Origin of the sequence: Corallococcus terminator, assembly GCF_003611635.1 — a bacterium.
GTDB classification, from domain to species: Bacteria; Myxococcota; Myxococcia; order Myxococcales; family Myxococcaceae; genus Corallococcus; species Corallococcus terminator.
The window spans coordinates 1-16651 of record NZ_RAVZ01000222.1 but is presented as its reverse complement, the minus strand read 5'-3'; the positions used below and the strand labels follow the sequence as shown (position 1 = coordinate 16651).

The 16651-nt window shown below is 69.7% G+C and carries 13 protein-coding genes; 8 read left to right on the top strand and 5 right to left on the bottom strand.

From position 1 onward, the window contains the following. Positions 1–432 precede the first annotated feature (432 nt). Both D7V88_RS27200 and D7V88_RS27195 read left to right on the top strand, forming a co-directional pair. Positions 433–1452: an endonuclease/exonuclease/phosphatase family protein gene (locus D7V88_RS27200; protein ID WP_120543542.1), complete on the top strand. Its 1020-nt coding sequence runs from the start codon at positions 433–435 to the stop codon at positions 1450–1452. 225 nt (positions 1453–1677) lie between these two features. After that, positions 1678–2733, top strand: a complete 1056-nt coding sequence (locus tag D7V88_RS27195) for a GNAT family N-acetyltransferase (protein ID WP_120543541.1) — start codon at positions 1678–1680, stop codon at positions 2731–2733. Positions 2734–2756: 23 nt separating this feature from the next. Here D7V88_RS27195 and D7V88_RS27190 read toward each other — a convergent pair whose 3' ends face one another. Then, positions 2757–3866, bottom strand: a complete 1110-nt coding sequence (locus D7V88_RS27190) for a hypothetical protein (RefSeq protein ID WP_120543540.1) — start codon at positions 3864–3866, stop codon at positions 2757–2759. 127 nt (positions 3867–3993) lie between these two features. Between D7V88_RS27190 and D7V88_RS27185 the strand changes: the two genes are divergently transcribed. The 5 genes from D7V88_RS27185 to D7V88_RS27165 all read left to right on the top strand — a co-directional run bounded on the left by D7V88_RS27185 (position 3994) and on the right by D7V88_RS27165 (position 10131). After that, on the top strand, positions 3994–4527 hold the full coding sequence (locus D7V88_RS27185) for a hypothetical protein (RefSeq protein WP_120543539.1): 534 nt from the start codon (positions 3994–3996) through the stop codon (positions 4525–4527). Between the two features lie 56 nt (positions 4528–4583). Continuing rightward, entirely contained in the window at positions 4584–5879 is a 1296-nt protein-coding gene (locus tag D7V88_RS27180; protein WP_120543538.1) for an APC family permease, read from the top strand. A 104-nt stretch (positions 5880–5983) separates the two neighbouring features. Beyond that, a complete protein-coding gene (locus D7V88_RS27175) occupies positions 5984–6709 on the top strand; it encodes an abortive infection system antitoxin AbiGi family protein (RefSeq protein ID WP_120543537.1) in 726 nt (241 codons plus the stop codon). A gap of 325 nt (positions 6710–7034) precedes the next feature. Beyond that, positions 7035–8693 carry a hypothetical protein gene (locus tag D7V88_RS27170; RefSeq protein WP_120543536.1) on the top strand — a complete coding sequence of 553 codons (1659 nt, stop codon included), beginning with the start codon at positions 7035–7037 and terminating at the stop codon, positions 8691–8693. Between the two features lie 10 nt (positions 8694–8703). After that, a complete protein-coding gene (locus tag D7V88_RS27165; RefSeq protein WP_120543535.1) occupies positions 8704–10131 on the top strand; it encodes a hypothetical protein in 1428 nt (475 codons plus the stop codon). A gap of 121 nt (positions 10132–10252) precedes the next feature. Here the strand turns inward: D7V88_RS27165 and dbpA are convergent, their stop codons facing one another. Further along, positions 10253–11638 carry an ATP-dependent RNA helicase DbpA gene (gene dbpA, locus D7V88_RS27160; protein ID WP_120543534.1) on the bottom strand — a complete coding sequence of 462 codons (1386 nt, stop codon included), beginning with the start codon at positions 11636–11638 and terminating at the stop codon, positions 10253–10255. A 91-nt stretch (positions 11639–11729) separates the two neighbouring features. After that, positions 11730–12323, bottom strand: coding sequence for a TetR/AcrR family transcriptional regulator (locus tag D7V88_RS27155; RefSeq protein ID WP_120543533.1), 594 nt, complete (start codon positions 12321–12323; stop codon positions 11730–11732). A gap of 91 nt (positions 12324–12414) precedes the next feature. Here D7V88_RS27155 and D7V88_RS27150 point away from each other — a divergent pair, with 91 nt between their 5' ends. Further along, positions 12415–12792, top strand: a complete 378-nt coding sequence (locus tag D7V88_RS27150; protein ID WP_120543532.1) for a DUF1304 domain-containing protein — start codon at positions 12415–12417, stop codon at positions 12790–12792. A 36-nt stretch (positions 12793–12828) separates the two neighbouring features. Here D7V88_RS27150 and D7V88_RS27145 read toward each other — a convergent pair whose 3' ends face one another. Continuing rightward, the gene (locus D7V88_RS27145) at positions 12829–15984 is read right to left on the bottom strand and encodes an efflux RND transporter permease subunit (protein WP_120543531.1); all 3156 of its coding nucleotides are present in this window, start codon (positions 15982–15984) and stop codon (positions 12829–12831) included. A 7-nt stretch (positions 15985–15991) separates the two neighbouring features. Beyond that, positions 15992–16651: efflux RND transporter periplasmic adaptor subunit (locus D7V88_RS27140; protein WP_120543530.1), on the bottom strand; the 660-nt coding region annotated here is incomplete at its 5' end.

Below are 16651 nucleotides of genomic sequence, written 5' to 3'. Positions count from 1 at the left end.
GGGGACATGGGCAGGGACGGGGTCATGGCGGTGGGACCTCGAAGCGCGCTCAAGCGGCTCGGAATGCGGACAGGATGCACACGTCCGCCCGCACGGAGGGTGACCTCGGGAACGAGCGGTCGCGGAGGCACTGCGAACGGCGCCAGTCCCCCCGTGGCCGGTCGGCGCGGTCAGGGCTCCGGGCGGCATCCCAGCGGTGAACGGCGCCGACACACAGGTGAACGGTCGGCGACATCGGGTCCGGAGCGGCGCCCCATTCCAATGAACGGCGCCGGTGCTCGCGTGAGCGGTCATCACAGGACACACGGATGCGGCACGTCCGGTCGTGCACGGACTCCCGGTCCCAGGGACGTGCGAGCCGCGCTGCGTCGGACGATTCGGGCCCGGTCCGCCCGGAAGCGCGCTGGAAGGCGGTGCTAGGTTGCCGCCCCGATGTCACCTTCGTCGCGGCCTTCCTTCGGCTCCCGTTCGCTCCGTTCCCACCTCTCCCTGTGCGGCCTCCTCCTCGCCTTCGCGGGATGTGATGGCCGGCCCGCGCAGACCCTGCCCACGCCGGACGCGGGCGCCTGTCTCTCCAGCGCCTGCTCGGTGCCCGACGGGGGAGCGCCTCCGGAAGGGTCCGCCGGCCGCGTGCGCATCGCCGCGTACAACGTGCACCGCCTCTTCGACACCGTGTGCGAGTCGGGCTCCTGCGGCGGCTCCAACTACGAGGAGCTCCCCACGCAGGCGGAGTTCGAACAGCAGGCGGAGCGGCTGGCCCGCGCCATCACCGCGCTCGACGCGGAGGTGGTGCTGCTGGAGGAGGTTGAAACCCAGGCGTCCCTGGACGAGCTCCAGCGTCGCACGCCGGGGTTCGGCCACGCGCGACTGGGAGAGATTGGCACCGTGGCGTCGGTGGACGTGGCGGTCCTCTCCAAGCACCCCATCATCGACGTGCGTCGCCACCGCGACCGCTACATCTACCGCCCGGACGGCTCCGCCACGCGCTTCTCACGCGAGCTGCTGGAGGTGCACCTGAACGTGCACGGCGCGGAGGTCATCGTCTTCGCGGCGCACTTCCGCTCCAAGGTGGACGACGATGCAGGCCGCCGCATCGCCGAAGCCACCGCGTCCCGGGAGATCGTCGTGGACGTGGCGAAGGCGTTCCCGGACGCGCTGGTGGTGCTCGGCGGAGACCTCAATGACGTCCCCGGCTCCGAGGCCCTCAACGCGATGGAGCGGGACGGCGCCCTGCTGCGCGTCTCCAGCGACCGGCCGTCCACCGAGGTCTGGACGTATGTCTATTCCAACCAGCGGCAGGCCATCGACCACCTCTACCTCGCGGCCGGCGGCGGCGCCTATGTCCCCGGCTCCTTCCGCGTGGCGCGCGAAGGCAACGGCTACGGCGGCTCCGACCACGGCGCGGTGATGGCGGACTTCTTCCTCGGGCCCCCGTCCCTGGGCACCCCCTGAGAAATCGGGGAAGGCCCCCCGTCGCGCCCGGCCACGGATGCGGTGGACTGAACACTGAAGGCCTGTCCCCCATGCACTCGGGGACCGCTTACCCCCCTGCCAGCCCTCCCTAACTTCCCGTCATGGAATCCATGCCGGGGCGAAGGTCGCAGCAATCACCGCGCGTCGCGGTTCGGCGCGCCATGACACTCCAAGGCCGCGTGGGCCCTCTCTCCGGAGGGCGCCATGGTTGAGGTGCGCACCTTCGAAGGCGACGCCGCGGAGGCGGCCTGGTTCATCAACCGCGTCTGGCAATCCAGCTACGGCAAGTCCGTCGCACTGCCTGTCTGGAATTCGCGCTTCATGGACTGGCTGCTGTTCCGCGGCGGACAGGCCCCCCGCGACTACCTGCTGGCGGCGTACGACAAGGGGACGTTGGTGGGCACGCTGTTCGCGGAGCCCGCGCGGATCCGCCTGGGCGCCCAGGAAGTGGACGGCACCCACGGGAGCCGGGCCAGCGTCGCGGATTCGCACCGGGGCGAGGGCGTCGCCGGGAAGCTGGCGCGGGAGCTGCTGCTTCGCCACCGCGATCGCGGGGCCCGCCTCTCCCTGGGCTGCGTGACGACGGGCGCGCGGGAGTCGGGCTTCTGGAAGCAGGCCTGGAACAAACGCCACATCCAGGGGCTGGGGCTCTGGGCGCATGTCTTTGATGCCCGGGCACTGGCGCGCGGGGCCTTCACGGACACGCAGCGCCACCTGCTCACGCTGGCGCGTCCCTTCCTCCGCCAGGGCTTCCGGGAAGCGGACACCCGGGGCATCCGGCCCTATCACCCCAACGACCTGCTGCGCTGCCTGAGCCTGGTGCGGCGGATGATGCAGCCGGTGACCCTGGGCTTCACCTATACGGCCGAGCGACTGGCGCACCAGCTCCAGTACCAGGACGTCCCGCGCACCTTCGTGCTGGAACAGGACGGTGAGGTGCAGGGCTTCGTGAACACATACAGCCTCGAGGTGACAGGCAAAGGCTCCCACTCCGTCACCTCGGAGGTCGTGGACCTGGTGGCCTTCGACGAGTCCGTGTCCTGCGCGGACCGGCAGCGGCTGCTCCAGGGCGTCATGCAGGACATGGAGCGCCGGGGCGTAGCCTGCGCCGGCATGCTGCGAAGCCCCAGCCTCCCGGCCTCCGTGATGCTGCGCACGGGCTGGCTGCCCCTGCCCGGGGGCGCGAAGCTGACGTGCCTGCTGCCGGGCTCGAACATGCCCCTGCCTGAATCCCTGAACGTCTTCACGCACCTGCGCTGAAGCCGCGCCCGTGCGACGGCCCGTCAGGCGCGGGCCCGCTGCACGAGCCTTCCGCCCCACCCCACCACGGTCCACACGCCCGAGCCCGCGCAGACGCACAGCGCGGGCAGGACGAGCAGCAGGTACTGCGGCCACTTCGTGCTCCACAGCAGCAGGAACACCAGCCCCACGACCGCGCCCACCGCCCACACGGGCCGCTCGCGCCACGTCCGGGGGCCGCCCACCACCGCCAGCGGCAGCAGCACCCACGTGTTGAAGGACGTGAGATAGATGCCCTCCTGCGACCGGGACAGCCACGGATCCACCAGGAACGCGAGCGGCTGGTACCAGGGCAGCGCGCTCCTCCGCACGTGTTCGCTGTGCGAGTAGTCCCAGTGGAACGTGACGGACTCCCACAGCGACGCGAACGGAGAGGACCACAGCGCGGGGTTCGCGAGCAGGAACACCGCCACCGTGGGCACGACGAACGCGGCCCACGCGCGCCACCGGGTCCGCGCGCCCGACACCAGGAACGGCAGGAACGTGAGCCCGCCCACCAGCCCGTACGGATACTTTCCCGCCGCCGCCAGCCCGAGCAGCGCGCCAGACACCGCGAGCCACGGGGATGCGAAACCCGCCGCACCCCGCCGCGCGCGTTCGAAGGCCAGCAGCGCGAGCGTCGCCAGCAGCCCGGGCACCGCTTCCAGGTAGGCCTGGGACGTGTACTTCGTGTGGTACGGATCCCACGCGAGCAGGAGCGCGCCCACCGGATCCACGGTCGCGAGCACCCCTACCTGAAGGACCCCGGCCACCGCGGACAGGCCCCGCGTCACGCGGAAGGCAGGCCGAGCGGCGTCGGGCAGGGGCTGGCCCATGGGCACGTTCTCCCAGTCGGGCTCGGGGGCGTGCGTGGTCCGCACCGCCTGCGCGAAGAGCAGCTTCACCAGCGGCGGGTGTTCGAAGTTCTCGCGCACCCCGCCGATGTCGCTCCAGCGCCCCTCGTCGAGCATCCCCGCGTAGGTGTAGGCGATGGGCAGGTAGGTCGCCTCGTCGAAGTCCTGCGACAGCCGTTCCACCGCCTGGAAGCGTTGCCAGGCGGCGACGAGGAGGGCGACGAGGGTGAGGACGAGGGCCAGCAGGCGGGAGCGGGACACGAGGCAACCGATATCACGGCGCTCCCCCTGCACCGGAAGCGGAGCGGAGGGACCGCCCGGACGCGGCCCCCCGAGCAACCGGGGCACGCCCCTGGTGGCGCGCGGCCCGACGCCCCAGCTTTGGAGCATGAAGACCGCCTGCATCCTCAGCGTCGCCGCCCTGCTCGCGGGCGGATCCGCCGTCGCGAAGACGGACGACATCGTGGAGCTCAAGACACCCCGGACGACCGTGCGCGCGAGCGTGAATGCGCAAGGTCTCCAGGGTCCCGACCTGCGCTTGCGGATGACGGACGACGCCCTGAGCGGAGAGGCCTTCCAGCGCCCCGTGGACCTGAAGCTGTCGGACCAGCGCATCCAGGGCACGGTGGGCAAGGAGCCGGTGGACCTCTCCGTGCGTGAACGGCCGGACGTGGTGGAGATGGCCGGGAACTTCGCGGGCCAGCCCTCGTCGCTGACGCTCAGTCCCATCGAGTTGATGGGTTCGGTGGGCCCGTGCGGCTACAACCTCATCATCGAGCGTGACCGCAAGCACTACATGGGCACGCGCGCCTGTGGGGACCAGCGCGAGGACAACGTGCGCGTCTCCATCCCGGAGTCGTTGGGAAGGGATTCCGCTTCCGCGCGCATGGCCGCGCTCAGCCTGGTGCTCTCCCATCCGTGAGGCCGGAAGGACGGGTGCCCATGGTGCCGGGACGGCGGGTGTAGTGAACTGCGGCCGTGTCCACACTTCCTGCTGGCGCTGAACCCAGGCGCACCGTCGGTCCCTTCCAACTGCTGGCCCTTGGCGTCAACGGCATCGTGGGCGTCGGCATCTTCTTCGCGCCCGCGGAGGTGGCGGCCCAGGCGCCGGGGATGGGCGCCGTGTGGGCCTTCGCGGTGACGGGCCTGGCGCTGGTGCCGGTGGCGCTCGCGTTCGCGGTGCTCGGGCGGCGGTTCGACGCGGACGGAGGGCCGGTCGTCTTCGCGCGCGCGGCGTTCGGCGAGCGGGCCTCGTTCCTCGTCGGCTGGGTGGCCTACGTCAGTGCCTTCCTGAGTGCCTCCGCGGTGAACGCGGGCCTGGCAAGGGCGCTGGCGCCGTCGCTGGGATTGGCGGGGCCGGTGGGCGAGCGCTTCCTGGCCACCGCGCTGGTGACGGCCCTGGTGGCGCTGGTGGCGACCGGGATGCGCGTGTCCGCGAGGACGTGGACGGCGCTCACGGTGCTCAAGCTGGTGCCCCTGGTGGCGCTGCTGGGGGCCTTCTTCTTCCTGCCCTCCGCCGGAGAGCTGCCGGCGCCGCTGCCCGCCACGGGAGGGTCGTGGCTGAAGGCGGGGCTCGCGGTGATGTTCGCCTTCCAGGGCTTTGAAATCGTCCCGGTCATCGCCGGGCAGGTGCGCTCGCCGGAGCGCACGGTGCCGCTGGCCACGGTGGGGTCGCTGCTGGTGGCGATGTTGCTGTACGTGGGGCTCACGTGGGCGTGCGTGGCGGCGCTGCCGGGACTCGCGCAGGCGACCGCGCCGCTGGTGCAGGCAGCGGGCGTCTGGGGGGGCCAGGGGCTGGAGCGCTTCGTGAACGCGGGCACCAGCGTGTCCGCGCTGGGCATCTGCCTGGGAACGCTGGTGACGACGCCGCGCTACCTGTCCACGCTGGCCTCCGGCGAGCGGTCGCTGTTCGGGCTGGAGCGGATGACGCCTTCGGGCGTGCCGATGCGGGCGCTCTTCGTGACGTGGGTGCTGGTGATCGGGTTCGTGAACATGGGGGACCTGTCGGAGCTTTTCGCCCTGTCCGCCATCGCGGTGCTGATGCAATTCGGTGTCACCGCCGCCGCGCTGGCGGTGTTGTCGCTGCGGCGCGAGCGGAACCTGAAGCCGGCGCACGCGCTGCTCGCGGTACCCACGCTGGTGCTGGGGTTGACGCTGGTGGCCTTCGGCGCGAGCGCCCGCGAGGCAGCGGTCGCTTCGCTGGCGGTGCTCGTGGGGTTCGCGCTCATGCAGTTGTCGCGGCCGAGGGTTCCAGCGCCCGGCCCCCAGCCTTGAGCAGGCTGTCCGCAAGCAGGGCGGGCAGGCGCTGGGACAACCTGCCAAGTTGGGTTGCGAAGAGGTGACCGGGCCGGGAGACTCCCCCGGGGGTTTCCAGGTCGATGCTCGGGTATCAGGCGAACGCGCAGTGGCGGGACATGTCCGACTTCGTGGTGCACTTCACGAAGCCCGGGCCCCCGTACCATGACGCCTACCAGAACATGATGAGCATCCTGGGAGCGCGCACGCTCATCCCGGGCGCGGAGGGTTTTGGCATCGCGCGGCGGGAAGCGAAGGTGGCGGACCGGAGCCGTTCGGTGTGCTTCAGCGAGATTCCCATCGACCAGTTGGGACGACTGGTGCAGCGCAGGAGCCTGTACGGCATCGCGTTCCGCAAGAGCTTCATCCTGTCGCAGGGAGGAGGCCCCGTCTGGTACGTGCAGTACGGCTCCCCTGCGCACCTGGCGATGAAGCACCAGTTGGACCAGGCGCTGACGGCGAAGGAGCCGCACAAGGAACCCGTGTGGGCGGTGACGCCCTTCGTGGACATCCAGGGGGACGCGCACAACGCGCCCTACAACTACCGCTTCGACTGGGAGCGGGAGTGGCGCGTGCCGGGCCTGCTGCGCTTCACGGAGTACGACGTCGCGGCGCTCTTCCTGCCGGAAGAAGTGCACACGCTGGCGCAGGACTTCTTCGCCTGGGCGGTGCGGGAGCGTGCGGGACCGGGCTACTTCTGCCCGGTGTTGGACCCTGGGTGGAAGGAAGCGCAGATCGCCGAAGCGCTGGCGAAGCACGCGGAAGCGCCTCCTCCGTCACGGACCGAGCGCAAGAGCGTGCCTGGGTGACTGCGTTCCATTCGCACGCTCCCGGGGGGCCGGTGGCGCGGTTCAAAGGCCTCTGGGCGAAGGGGTTGGGGAGCAGGCCCGCGCTGCCACCGGTCAGCGGGCTGACACGGTCGATTCCCTCACGCGTCGCGGAGTGAATCAGCACGAGGTGACCGCGAGGCATCGGTCCTCACGTGGACGAGCAAGCCAGTCGTTTCGGACACCGATGTCGAGACGCGGGCGAAGGTGCTCCGGCGTCCCCCTTCCTTGAAGCGCCGAGGCCCGCGAGGTAGAGAACGACGCATCATCTCCGCAGGGGGCGGGGATTCAGGGCAGGGACGCCTTCATGAACCCACGTGGCGCCGAGAAGGAATACCTTCAAGATGGCCTGCGCAGCGGCCTCAAGCTCGACGCGCGCTTCGACGCCCTGACGCCCCACCTCCACGTGTCGTGGATCTCCTGGGACAGCGGCTTCCGCGGTTCGGGACTGCGCGTGGGCGACCGGGTCATCGCCATCGACGGTCAGCCCGTCGTCAAGCCACCCGACCTGGCCACCACGCAGCGCACCGTGCCCTTCATGCTCGGCCAGTACGCCGAGAACCAGACCTGGGACAAACAGGGGCGAAAGGAGGGTGACAAGGTCCAGGTGCGAATCGTTCGCCGGCGCGAGCCCGGCGAGGGCTGGGAGGAGCACGAGTTCAGCGGCGCCCTGCTCCATGAACGCACCTGGAGCATCGCCGATACGACGCGGCAGCTCATCGGACCGGGAGGACCCGAGCGCATGGGTCGCGACGGCTTCGACGAGGCCTGGATGTCATGGCTGGAGAAGCGCGTCTTCGACTGGGAGCGCCTGCTCGACAGCACCTTCGGCGCCTGGCGCACCTCGCGAGGGACGCGCGCGGAGCTCGCGAATCACCTCAAACACAAAGCCCGCGTCGACTTCCTCGTCGAGCATTATCCCGGCCCCTTCGCGACGGCGATGCGCGAGGACTGGGAGACGGTGCATGCCTGTCTCGAAGGAGACCTCGTCACGCTCCCGGCGGATGCCCTTGAGTTCCGCACCCGGGGCGAGGAGCAGGTGAAGGCCATCGGCCTCCAGGCCGCGGCGGCGTGGAAGGCCCTGCTGGAGGCGCGTGCAGGGGAGACGCTCGGCGCCTTCCCCGTCGTCGACCCCTTCCGGGGTGACCGCTCGGCGGTGACCGGCAAGCTGGTCTCACTGCCGACGCTGACGCAACGGGAGTGGCTGGTCGACATGGGCAAGGGCTACCTGGCCTGGAACCAGTCAGGCGCCTGGGTCTTCTGCCCCGCCAACACCCCGGCCATGAACAAGGTCTTCTCCGCCATGCAGCGCTACCAGAAGCGCGTTGCCCCGTCGGTGAGGCTCGACATCGCCGTGCTCGGCCGCATCCTTCCGGATCCCCGCCTGCTCGCGGGCTCGGGCCGCACCGCCGCCGGCCTGGAGGTGGAGCCCGTCGCCGCCCTGGTCGGCGGCGTGGTCTGCGTCGATGTCAGCGACCCGAGCGAGGGCGGACCGCGCTTCGCCGGAGAGGAGACGCTCAGCCAGGAGAGCTTCGGCGCTCCGGCCGACGACGCGAGCCCGCGCGAGGTCCTCACCGCGATGATTTCAGCCGTGAAGCGCGGTGACCAGGAGACCTGGAACGGCCTCTTCGCGAACTGGCGCGCCGTGCCAGACGCCGACCGGCCCATCTACTACCCGGTCTGGACCTGGAACGGCCGCGACAGCGAGTGGGTGCGCGCGCGGGGTCTCATCCTCGGCAAGGTGCTGGACGCGCGGGTGCGCTGGATGGGCGAGGCGCGCGTCGTCATCCGGGGCGACGAGGCCCCGGGCCTGCCGCGCGTCGAGGAGGTCGAGTTGGAGCTGGACCACGTGGGCCTCTTCGAGGGCCAGACCCGCACCTTCAACTCCGTCGACGTGCGTCGGCGCTGGACGGTCCAACGCCGCAACGGTGGCCCCTGGCGCATCACCAGCGAGCAGAGCCTGTAAGGAGCACTCCATGGGCTGGTACTCAAGCCGCGTCTCTGAACTCAACGAACGGTTGAACCGCGCCTCGGAGGGCGCCCCCGACACGGTGAAGCGCGCTTTGAGCGACGCCTTCGTGAAGGTTGGAAACGCGGCCGATCAAGCCCTGTCGGCCATGCTCGACGCCAGCGAGCGCACCAGCGCCGGCAATCTGGGGACGCAGCGCAAGTGGCAGGAGCGCTGCGCCACGGCCGCGGCCGACATCAGCCGCGCCTTTGGCGATGCCGCCAAGGACAACATGCTCTCGCCCGCCCTCCAGCTCTTCTGGTACCAGGCGCTGGAGCACGAGATGGCCTTCTTCGACTCCCTGGCCAAGGTGCAGACGCCCCAGCTCCACGATGACCTGCTCGTCCACCAGGACCTGCTCAACAAGATGCTGGGCGAGTTGTGGGACAAGTGGACCTTCCTGCTGTCCAAGGACGTCACCTTCGAGAACGACCAGCGTCAGGTGGTGCAGCAAGTCTCACGGATGGCGCAGTCCATCGTCGACGAGCTCGCCCCGGGCGTGCTCAAGCGCGCCAGCGAGGGCGTCGCGCGCGCCACCGCGAAGTCGCTCGGCGTGGCCCTCAAGCTCGATGACAAGCTCCTGGGCGGCATGGGCGTGGACCTGGCCAAGCAGTTCATCTCCTTGCGGTTCAACGTCGAGATCCCCGACGAAATCAACCGCAACCTGCTGGACGCGGCGCAGGGTGACTCCGAAATCTACCAGGTGCAGAAGGGCCACTACCGAAACCTGGTGTCGGCCTACCAAAGCCTGGTGCAGGCGGAGAAGGGCAGCGTCCTGCTGCTCTTCAACGCGACGCGGGCGGAGGTCGACACGTACCGTGAGAAGAACGACCTGGGGAAGGCCAAGGTCATGCTCGACCAGGCCAAGGGCTACCTCTCCGACTGGGCCTCACGCGTGCCCAGCTCGGCCCAGCGAAGCGAAGCCTCCAGCTTCAAGGACAAGGTGTGCTCGGCCATCGACACCGACTGGAGGCTCACCGAGGAGCTCGACAACAAGTTCCGCGACAAGTTCAAGGGCATCTTCGTCCAGTCCCTGGGCAGCGAGACCCTCGAGCAGCTCGCGGAGTCCTACCTCTTCCGTCAGCACATCGAGGAAATCACTCGCAAGGACGCCGCCGGCAAGCTCAAGGCCCTGCCGGGCAACCTCCAGAGCGAGGTCGACAGCGCGCTCGAGCGGGGCCTGCGCCCCCTCGACGACCTGGTCAACCGCGTCCCGGAAGAGGTGCGCGAGCTGGCCCGCCTGGAGAACCAGAAGTTCAAGGAGCACGTGCGCGCCAGGCTCAAGGACCGCATCCAGGCCCTGCTGCCAGCCATCGTCGAGCTGGCCGCCCTCTGGGACCCGAACAACCTCGCGAGGGACTTCAGCCGCGAGGAGCTGGAGAAGGCCCTCCGCTGAGATGGGACGGCGCGACTCAGGGCCGCGCGTAACCTTGGAGCATGCCGCTGGTGGGAGTCGCCCCGCGCTCTCAACCGGGAGAACGCAGGGTTTTGCACTCACCGGTTGAGTGTGCCGTTCCCTACTTCACCCGCTCGATGCGCTGCTTGCGCCCCTTGATGCGGCCTTCGCTCAGGCGCTGGAAGGCGACCTTCACCACGCGCTTGGAGACGGCGACGAAGGCGTGGTGGTCGTGGATTTCGATCTTGCCCACGTCCGTCGCGGCCAGCCCGCCCGCCTCGCCCGTGAGCGCGCCCAGGATGTCACCCGGGCGCATCTTGTCCTTGCGGCCGGCGGAGATGGACAGCGTCTCCCAGCCGGAGATGAGCGACACCCCGGGCATGTTCTCCGGCACCAGCGCCTCCACGTCGCCCTTCTCCAGCTTCACGCCCGTGGTGCCCTCGATGTCCTCCACCTTCCGGCTGTCCGAGCGCGTCACCAGCGAGATGGCCAGGCCCCGCAGGCCCGCGCGGCCCGTGCGCCCGATGCGGTGTACGTACGCCTCCGGCTGCTGGGGCATCTCGTAGTTCACCACCGCGTCCAGCGCCTCCACGTCGATGCCCCGGCCCGCGACATCCGTGGCCACCAGCACGCGCGTGCTGTGATTGCGGAACTTCGCCATCACCCGGTCCCGGTCGAACTGCTCCAGGTCCCCCTGCAATCCGTCCGCGCTTACGCCCGCCTTCACCAATTCGCGCGTCACCTCCACCACCACCGCCTTGAAGTTGCAGAACACGATGGCGGACGTCGGCTGGTGCTGCTTGAGGATGCGCAGCAACATCCCCAGCTTCTCCTCCGGCTGGCATGCATACGCCACCTGTTGGATGTCCGGCGCGGCCTCCTCCTGCGCCAGCGACACCCGCACGGGGTCCTTCTGGAACGCGCGGCTCAGCTTCTCGATGTCGTCCGGGAACGTCGCGGAGAAGAGCACCGTCTGCCGCTTCGACGGCGTCGCGCCGAGCACGCGCTCCATGTCCTCACGGAAGCCCATGTCCAGCATCCGGTCCGCTTCATCCAGCACCACCGTCGCCAGGTGCCGCAGGTCCAGCACCTCGCGATCCAACAGGTCCAGGATGCGCCCCGGCGTCCCCACCGCGATGTGCACGCCCTTCTCCAGCGCCTCCACCTGCGGCTTGATGGGCGACCCGCCCGCCAGCGGCAGCACCTGCACGCCGGGCATCCGCCGCGCCAGCCGTCGGATTTCTCCGGCCACCTGCGCGCACAGCTCGCGCGTCGGGCAGAGCACCAGCGCCTGGAGCCTCCGGTCCTGCGTGAGCTTCACCTTCTGCAGGATGGGCAGCGCGAACGCCGCCGTCTTCCCACTGCCCGTGCGGGCCTGTCCGACGAGGTCCTTGCCCTGCAACAACACCGGGATGGTCTGGGCCTGGATGGGGGTGGCGGTGCGGAACTCCAGCTCCTCCAACACCTGGAGCAGCGGGGGCGACAACGCGAGCGCGGAGAAATCCATCAGGGCCTCGGGGGACGGAGGCACGGGGCGCCTCGGGGGTAACGCGCGCCCTTGTAGCAGTCTTCACGGGCCGGACAAGCCCGGCCCCGTCCTACCCCGCCCAGCCCGCCACCTCGCTCGCCGCCGCCTGGGCCAGCCTCGCCGCGGCGGCCGGGTCCACACGCGCCGTGACGAGCACGCCAATCACAGCCCCCACCAATAGTTCCACGCGGCGGGCCACCGTCTTCCGAGGCATCAGCCCCGTCCGCGCCGCGCCCTCCAGGGCCCGCGTCAGGTGCCCGCTCAGCAGGGTCCGGTAGTCCTCCACCGCCTGGTGGGCCTCCGCGTCGTGCGGTGCCAGCTCCGTCGCCGTATTCACCAGCAGGCACCCCCGCCGCGTCAGCGTGGGAGGCGCGGTGCCCATCGTCGTCGCGAGCGCTTCGAAATAGGTCGTCACCTGCTCCAGGCCCGGCGTGCCCGTGGTGAAGACGACCAGCCGGGGCGCGATGACCTCCTGGAGGTACAGCGTGATGGAGCGAGCGAACAGCGCGCGCTTGCTGTCGAACGCTTGATACAGGCTGGAGCGGTTCAGCCCCGTCGCGGACTCCAGGTCCGAAAGCGATGTCGCCTCATAACCCCGCGACCAGAACACCCCCAACGCCGCCCGTACCGCCACCGTCTCATCGAACGCCCGCGTCCGCGCCACGTCACCCTCCTTGACAATTCTGAACCGAACGATTCAATATAGATTCGGAACTGACTGGTACAGAATAGCCCACCCCGGAGGGGGAGTCATCATGTCGCCACTGGCACAGGTCTTCGCGGTCATCGCAGCGCTCATCCACGTGTTGTTCTTCGTGATGGAGAGCGTCCTCTTCTCGCAGCCGAAGGTGTGGAAGCGCTTCGGGCTGAAGTCGCAGTCGGACGCGGACGTGGCGAAGCCCATCATGCTCAACCAGGGCTTCTACAATCTGTTCCTCGCGCTGGGCGTCTTCGTCGGCGTGGCGCTGGTGCACACCGCGTCGGTGGCGTCGGGCGTGGCGGCCGTGATGTTCGGCTGCGCGTGCATGCTGCTGGCCGCGCTGGTGCTGGTGACGAGCAACCGCCGCTTCTTCACGGCCAGCATCGTCCAGGGCCTGCTGCCGCTGCTGGCCATCGTGCTCGTCGCGGTTTGAGGCAGGACTCGGGCAGCCCGAGCCTCGCGGGCTGCATCAGGACCGAGCATCCCCCTTCGTCCCGCTCCGTGCTCCGTCCTCGAACCCACCGTCCTCCTCGTCCTCCACCTTCGGCCCGCCTTCACGGGTGGCATCCGCGCCAGCACCGAAGACGGAGTAGAGGACAGGCAGCACCACGAGCGTCAGCAAGGTGGACGACAGGATTCCGCCAATCACCACCGTGGCCAGGGGCCGTTGCACCTCGGCCCCCACTCCCGTGTTGAGCGCCATGGGCAGGAATCCGATGGCGGCCACCGAGGATGTCATCAGCACGGGCCGCAAGCGCGAGAGCGCCGCCTCGCGGAGGGCCTCCTGCAATGGACGCCCCCGGTTGAGCAACTGACGCACCCGGGACACCAGCACCATGTCGCCCAGCACGGACACACCCGACAGCGCGATGAAGCCCACCGCGGCGGAGATGGAGAACGGGAGGCCTCGCACCAGCAGGGCCAGCACCCCGCCCACCAGCGCGAAGGGGACACCCATGAAGATGCGCACCGCGTCCAGCACGCGGCGATAGGTGAGATAGAGCAGCCCGAAGATGAGCGCGAGCGCCACCGGCACCACGACGAGGAGTCGGGCCTGGGCTCGCTCCAGGTTCTCGAACTGCCCGCCATACCGGAGGAAGTAGCCGGGAGGAAACGCCACCTTCTGCTCCAGTGTCTGGCGCACCTCGGCGACGAAGCCGCCCAGGTCCCGCCCGCGCACGTTGGCCTGCACCACGATGCGCCGCTTGCCCCACTCGCGCTGGAGGGTGGTGGGGCCGGACACCTCGCGAATCGTCGTCAGGCGTCCCAGGGGAATCCGCGCTCCATCCGGCGCGGCGACCAGCACCGTCGCGAGCTTCGCGGGCCGTTCGCGGTAGTCCTCCGCGAGGCGCACGGCGAGGTCGAACCGCCGCTCCCCTTCGCGCACCTCGCCTGTCTTCCGGGTGCCCACGGCCTCCACGACATCCAGGACGTCGCGCGCGGGGATGCCATGGCGGGCAATGGCCGCGCGGTCCACCACCACCTCCAGGACGGGCTGTCCCGTGACCTGCTCCACGGTGACGTCGGTCGCCCCTGGGATGGCTCGCACCAGCGCTTCCATCTCCTTCGCCTTGGCCTTGAGCACGTCCAGGTCGTCGCCGAACAGCTTGATGCCCACGTCACTGCGCACGCCGGCCACCATCTCGTTGACGCGCATCTCAATGGGCTGGAGGAACGCCATGCGCATGCCGGGCATGTCGGAGAGTTCCGCCTTCATCTCCGCGACGAGCCCGTCCTGTGTCGCCGCCCGCTTCCATTCCTCGCGGGGCTTCAAGGTGATGAAGACGTCCGCGAGTTCGATGCCCATCGTCTCCGTGGCCACCTCCGGTGAACCCGTGCGCGTCCACACGCGCTTCACCTCGTGAGGGAACTTCGCGAGCAGCACCTTCTCCAACTGCGTTCCGTAGCGGACCGACTCCGACAGCGACACCTCCGCCAGGCGCACGGTGTTGATGACGATGGTGCCCTCCGACAACCGGGGGACGAACTCGCGTCCCAACCGCGTGGCCCCAAGCCCCGCCCCCAACACCAGAAGCACCGCGGCACCGAGCACCGCGCGCGGATGCCCGAGGGTCCGGTCGAGGAGCGGCCGGTAGCCCCGCTTGAGCGCGCGGACCAGCCAGGGCTCCTTGTGGTGCGCAGCGCCCTTGCGCAACGCGAAGGACGCCAGCACCGGCATCAGCGTCATGGAGATGAGGGCGCTGCCCAGCAGGGCCAGGATGACGGTCAGCGCCATGGGCCGGAACAGCCGTCCCTCCACCCCCTCCAGCGTGAGGATGGGCAGGTACACCACCATGATGATGAGCTCGCCGAAGAGCGTGGGCTTTCTCACCTCCACGGCCGCATCCCGCACCACCTCCAGGATGCTGCGTCCACCCTTCGCATCCGCCAGTCGCCTCTCCGCGTTCTCCACCAGGATGACGGAGGAATCGACGACGAGGCCGAAGTCGATGGCGCCCAGACTCATCAGCGTGCCCGCGATGCCGAAACGCAGCATGCCGTTGAACGCGAAGAGCATGGACAGGGGAATGGCCGCGGCGACGATGAGCCCGGCGCGCACGTTGCCCAGGAAGAGGAAGAGGATCGCGATGACCAGGAGCGCCCCCTCGAAGAGGTTCTTCTCCACGGTGCGGATCACCAGGTCCACGAGCTCGGTCCGCTCGTAGACGGGCTCCACCGTCACGTCCCGGGGGAGGCTCTTCTTCACCTCCTCCAGGCGACTCGCCAGGGCCGCGGTCACGGTGTGGGAGTTCTCTCCCATCAGCATGAAGCCCAGGCCCAGCAGCACCTCCCCCTGCCCGTCCGCGGTGGTGGCGCCGCGCCGGATTTCGCGGCCCACCTCCACCCGCGCCACGTCCCGCACGAGCACCGGAACGCCCTGGCGGGCGGCGATGACGACGTCGCCCACCTGGGTGCCGTCCTCCAGGACGCCCACGCCCAGCACGAGGCTCACGGCGCCGCCCTGCTCCATCACCCCGCCCCCCACGTTGGCGTTGTTCGTCTCCAGGGCGCGGTAGACATCCCCGAGCGTCAGGTCGAACTTCTGCAGGCGCCTCGGGTCGACGATGACGTGCCATTGCCGCTCGGCACCGCCCCAGGTGTTGATCTCCGCCACGCCGGACACGCTGCGCAGTTGAGGAGCGATGACCCAGTCATGCAGCGCCCCGAGTTCCTCCAGGCTCTGTGTCCTGCTCTTCACCAGGTAGTGGAAGACTTCCCCCAGGCCCGTGGCGACCGGGCCCAGCGTCGGCCTCGCCACCCCGGCGGGCAGCTCCAGCGAGCCCAACCGCTCGCTGATGACCTGCCGGGCGAACCAGACCTGGGTGCCCTCCTTGAATTGCAGCGTCACCTGTCCCAGGCCGAACTTGGAGACCGAACGCAGCTCCTCCAGTCCCGGCAGGCCCGCGAGGACCTGCTCGATGGGAAGGGTCAGTTGTCGCTCCACCTCGACAGGGGTCAGGGCGGGCGCGACCACGTTCACCTGGACCTGGGTGGGCGTGGTGTCGGGGAGCGCGTCGATGGGCAGCTCGCGGAAGGCGAGGAGGCCCGAGACGATGAGCGCGAGCGTGGCCGCGAGCACCACCCCTCGGTGCTTGAGGGACCAGTCGATGGTCTGGATCAGCATGGCCAGCTCACCCGCCTCCCTCTTCGCAGCAGCCCGCCCCGATGGAGTCCTTCAGCACTTCCGTCTTGAGGAGGAAGGCCCCCGTGGTGACGACTTCCGCTCCGGAGGCGAGCCCCTTCACCACCTCCACGGAGTCGGAGAAGACGTCGCCCAGCTCCACCTGGGTGGGCTCGAAGAGGCCGGCGCCCGTCTTGACGAAGACGAGGCTCTTGCCGTCCGCGCGCTGCACGGCGACCTGGGGCACCAGGAGCACCTCCTTCTCGTCGGACACCTGGATCCGCGCCCGCAGGAAGACGCCCGCCTTGAGGCTTCCATCCGGGTTGGGCAGTTCCACGCGCACGCGCACCGTGCGCGTGCGCGGATCCACCGAGCTGGCGACACGGCTGAGCGTGGCCTCACGCGGTGGCCCCCGCTGCCCCTCGAAGAAGAGGATGACCTTCTGTCCGGGACGCACGGCGCCCGCTTCCGCCTCTGGCACCTCCAGCCAGGCCCACAGGGTGGAGAGATCCGCCACCTCGAACAGGACTTCACCAGGGACCGCGCTGCGACCGATGGTGGCGTTGCGCGCCACGACGGTGCCCGCGAAGGGAGACGTCAGGGCATAGCGTCCCCCCGTCCCAGAAGGCGCCGCCCCCGCCGCCCCCAGCGTCGCGCGGGCGCTCTCGGA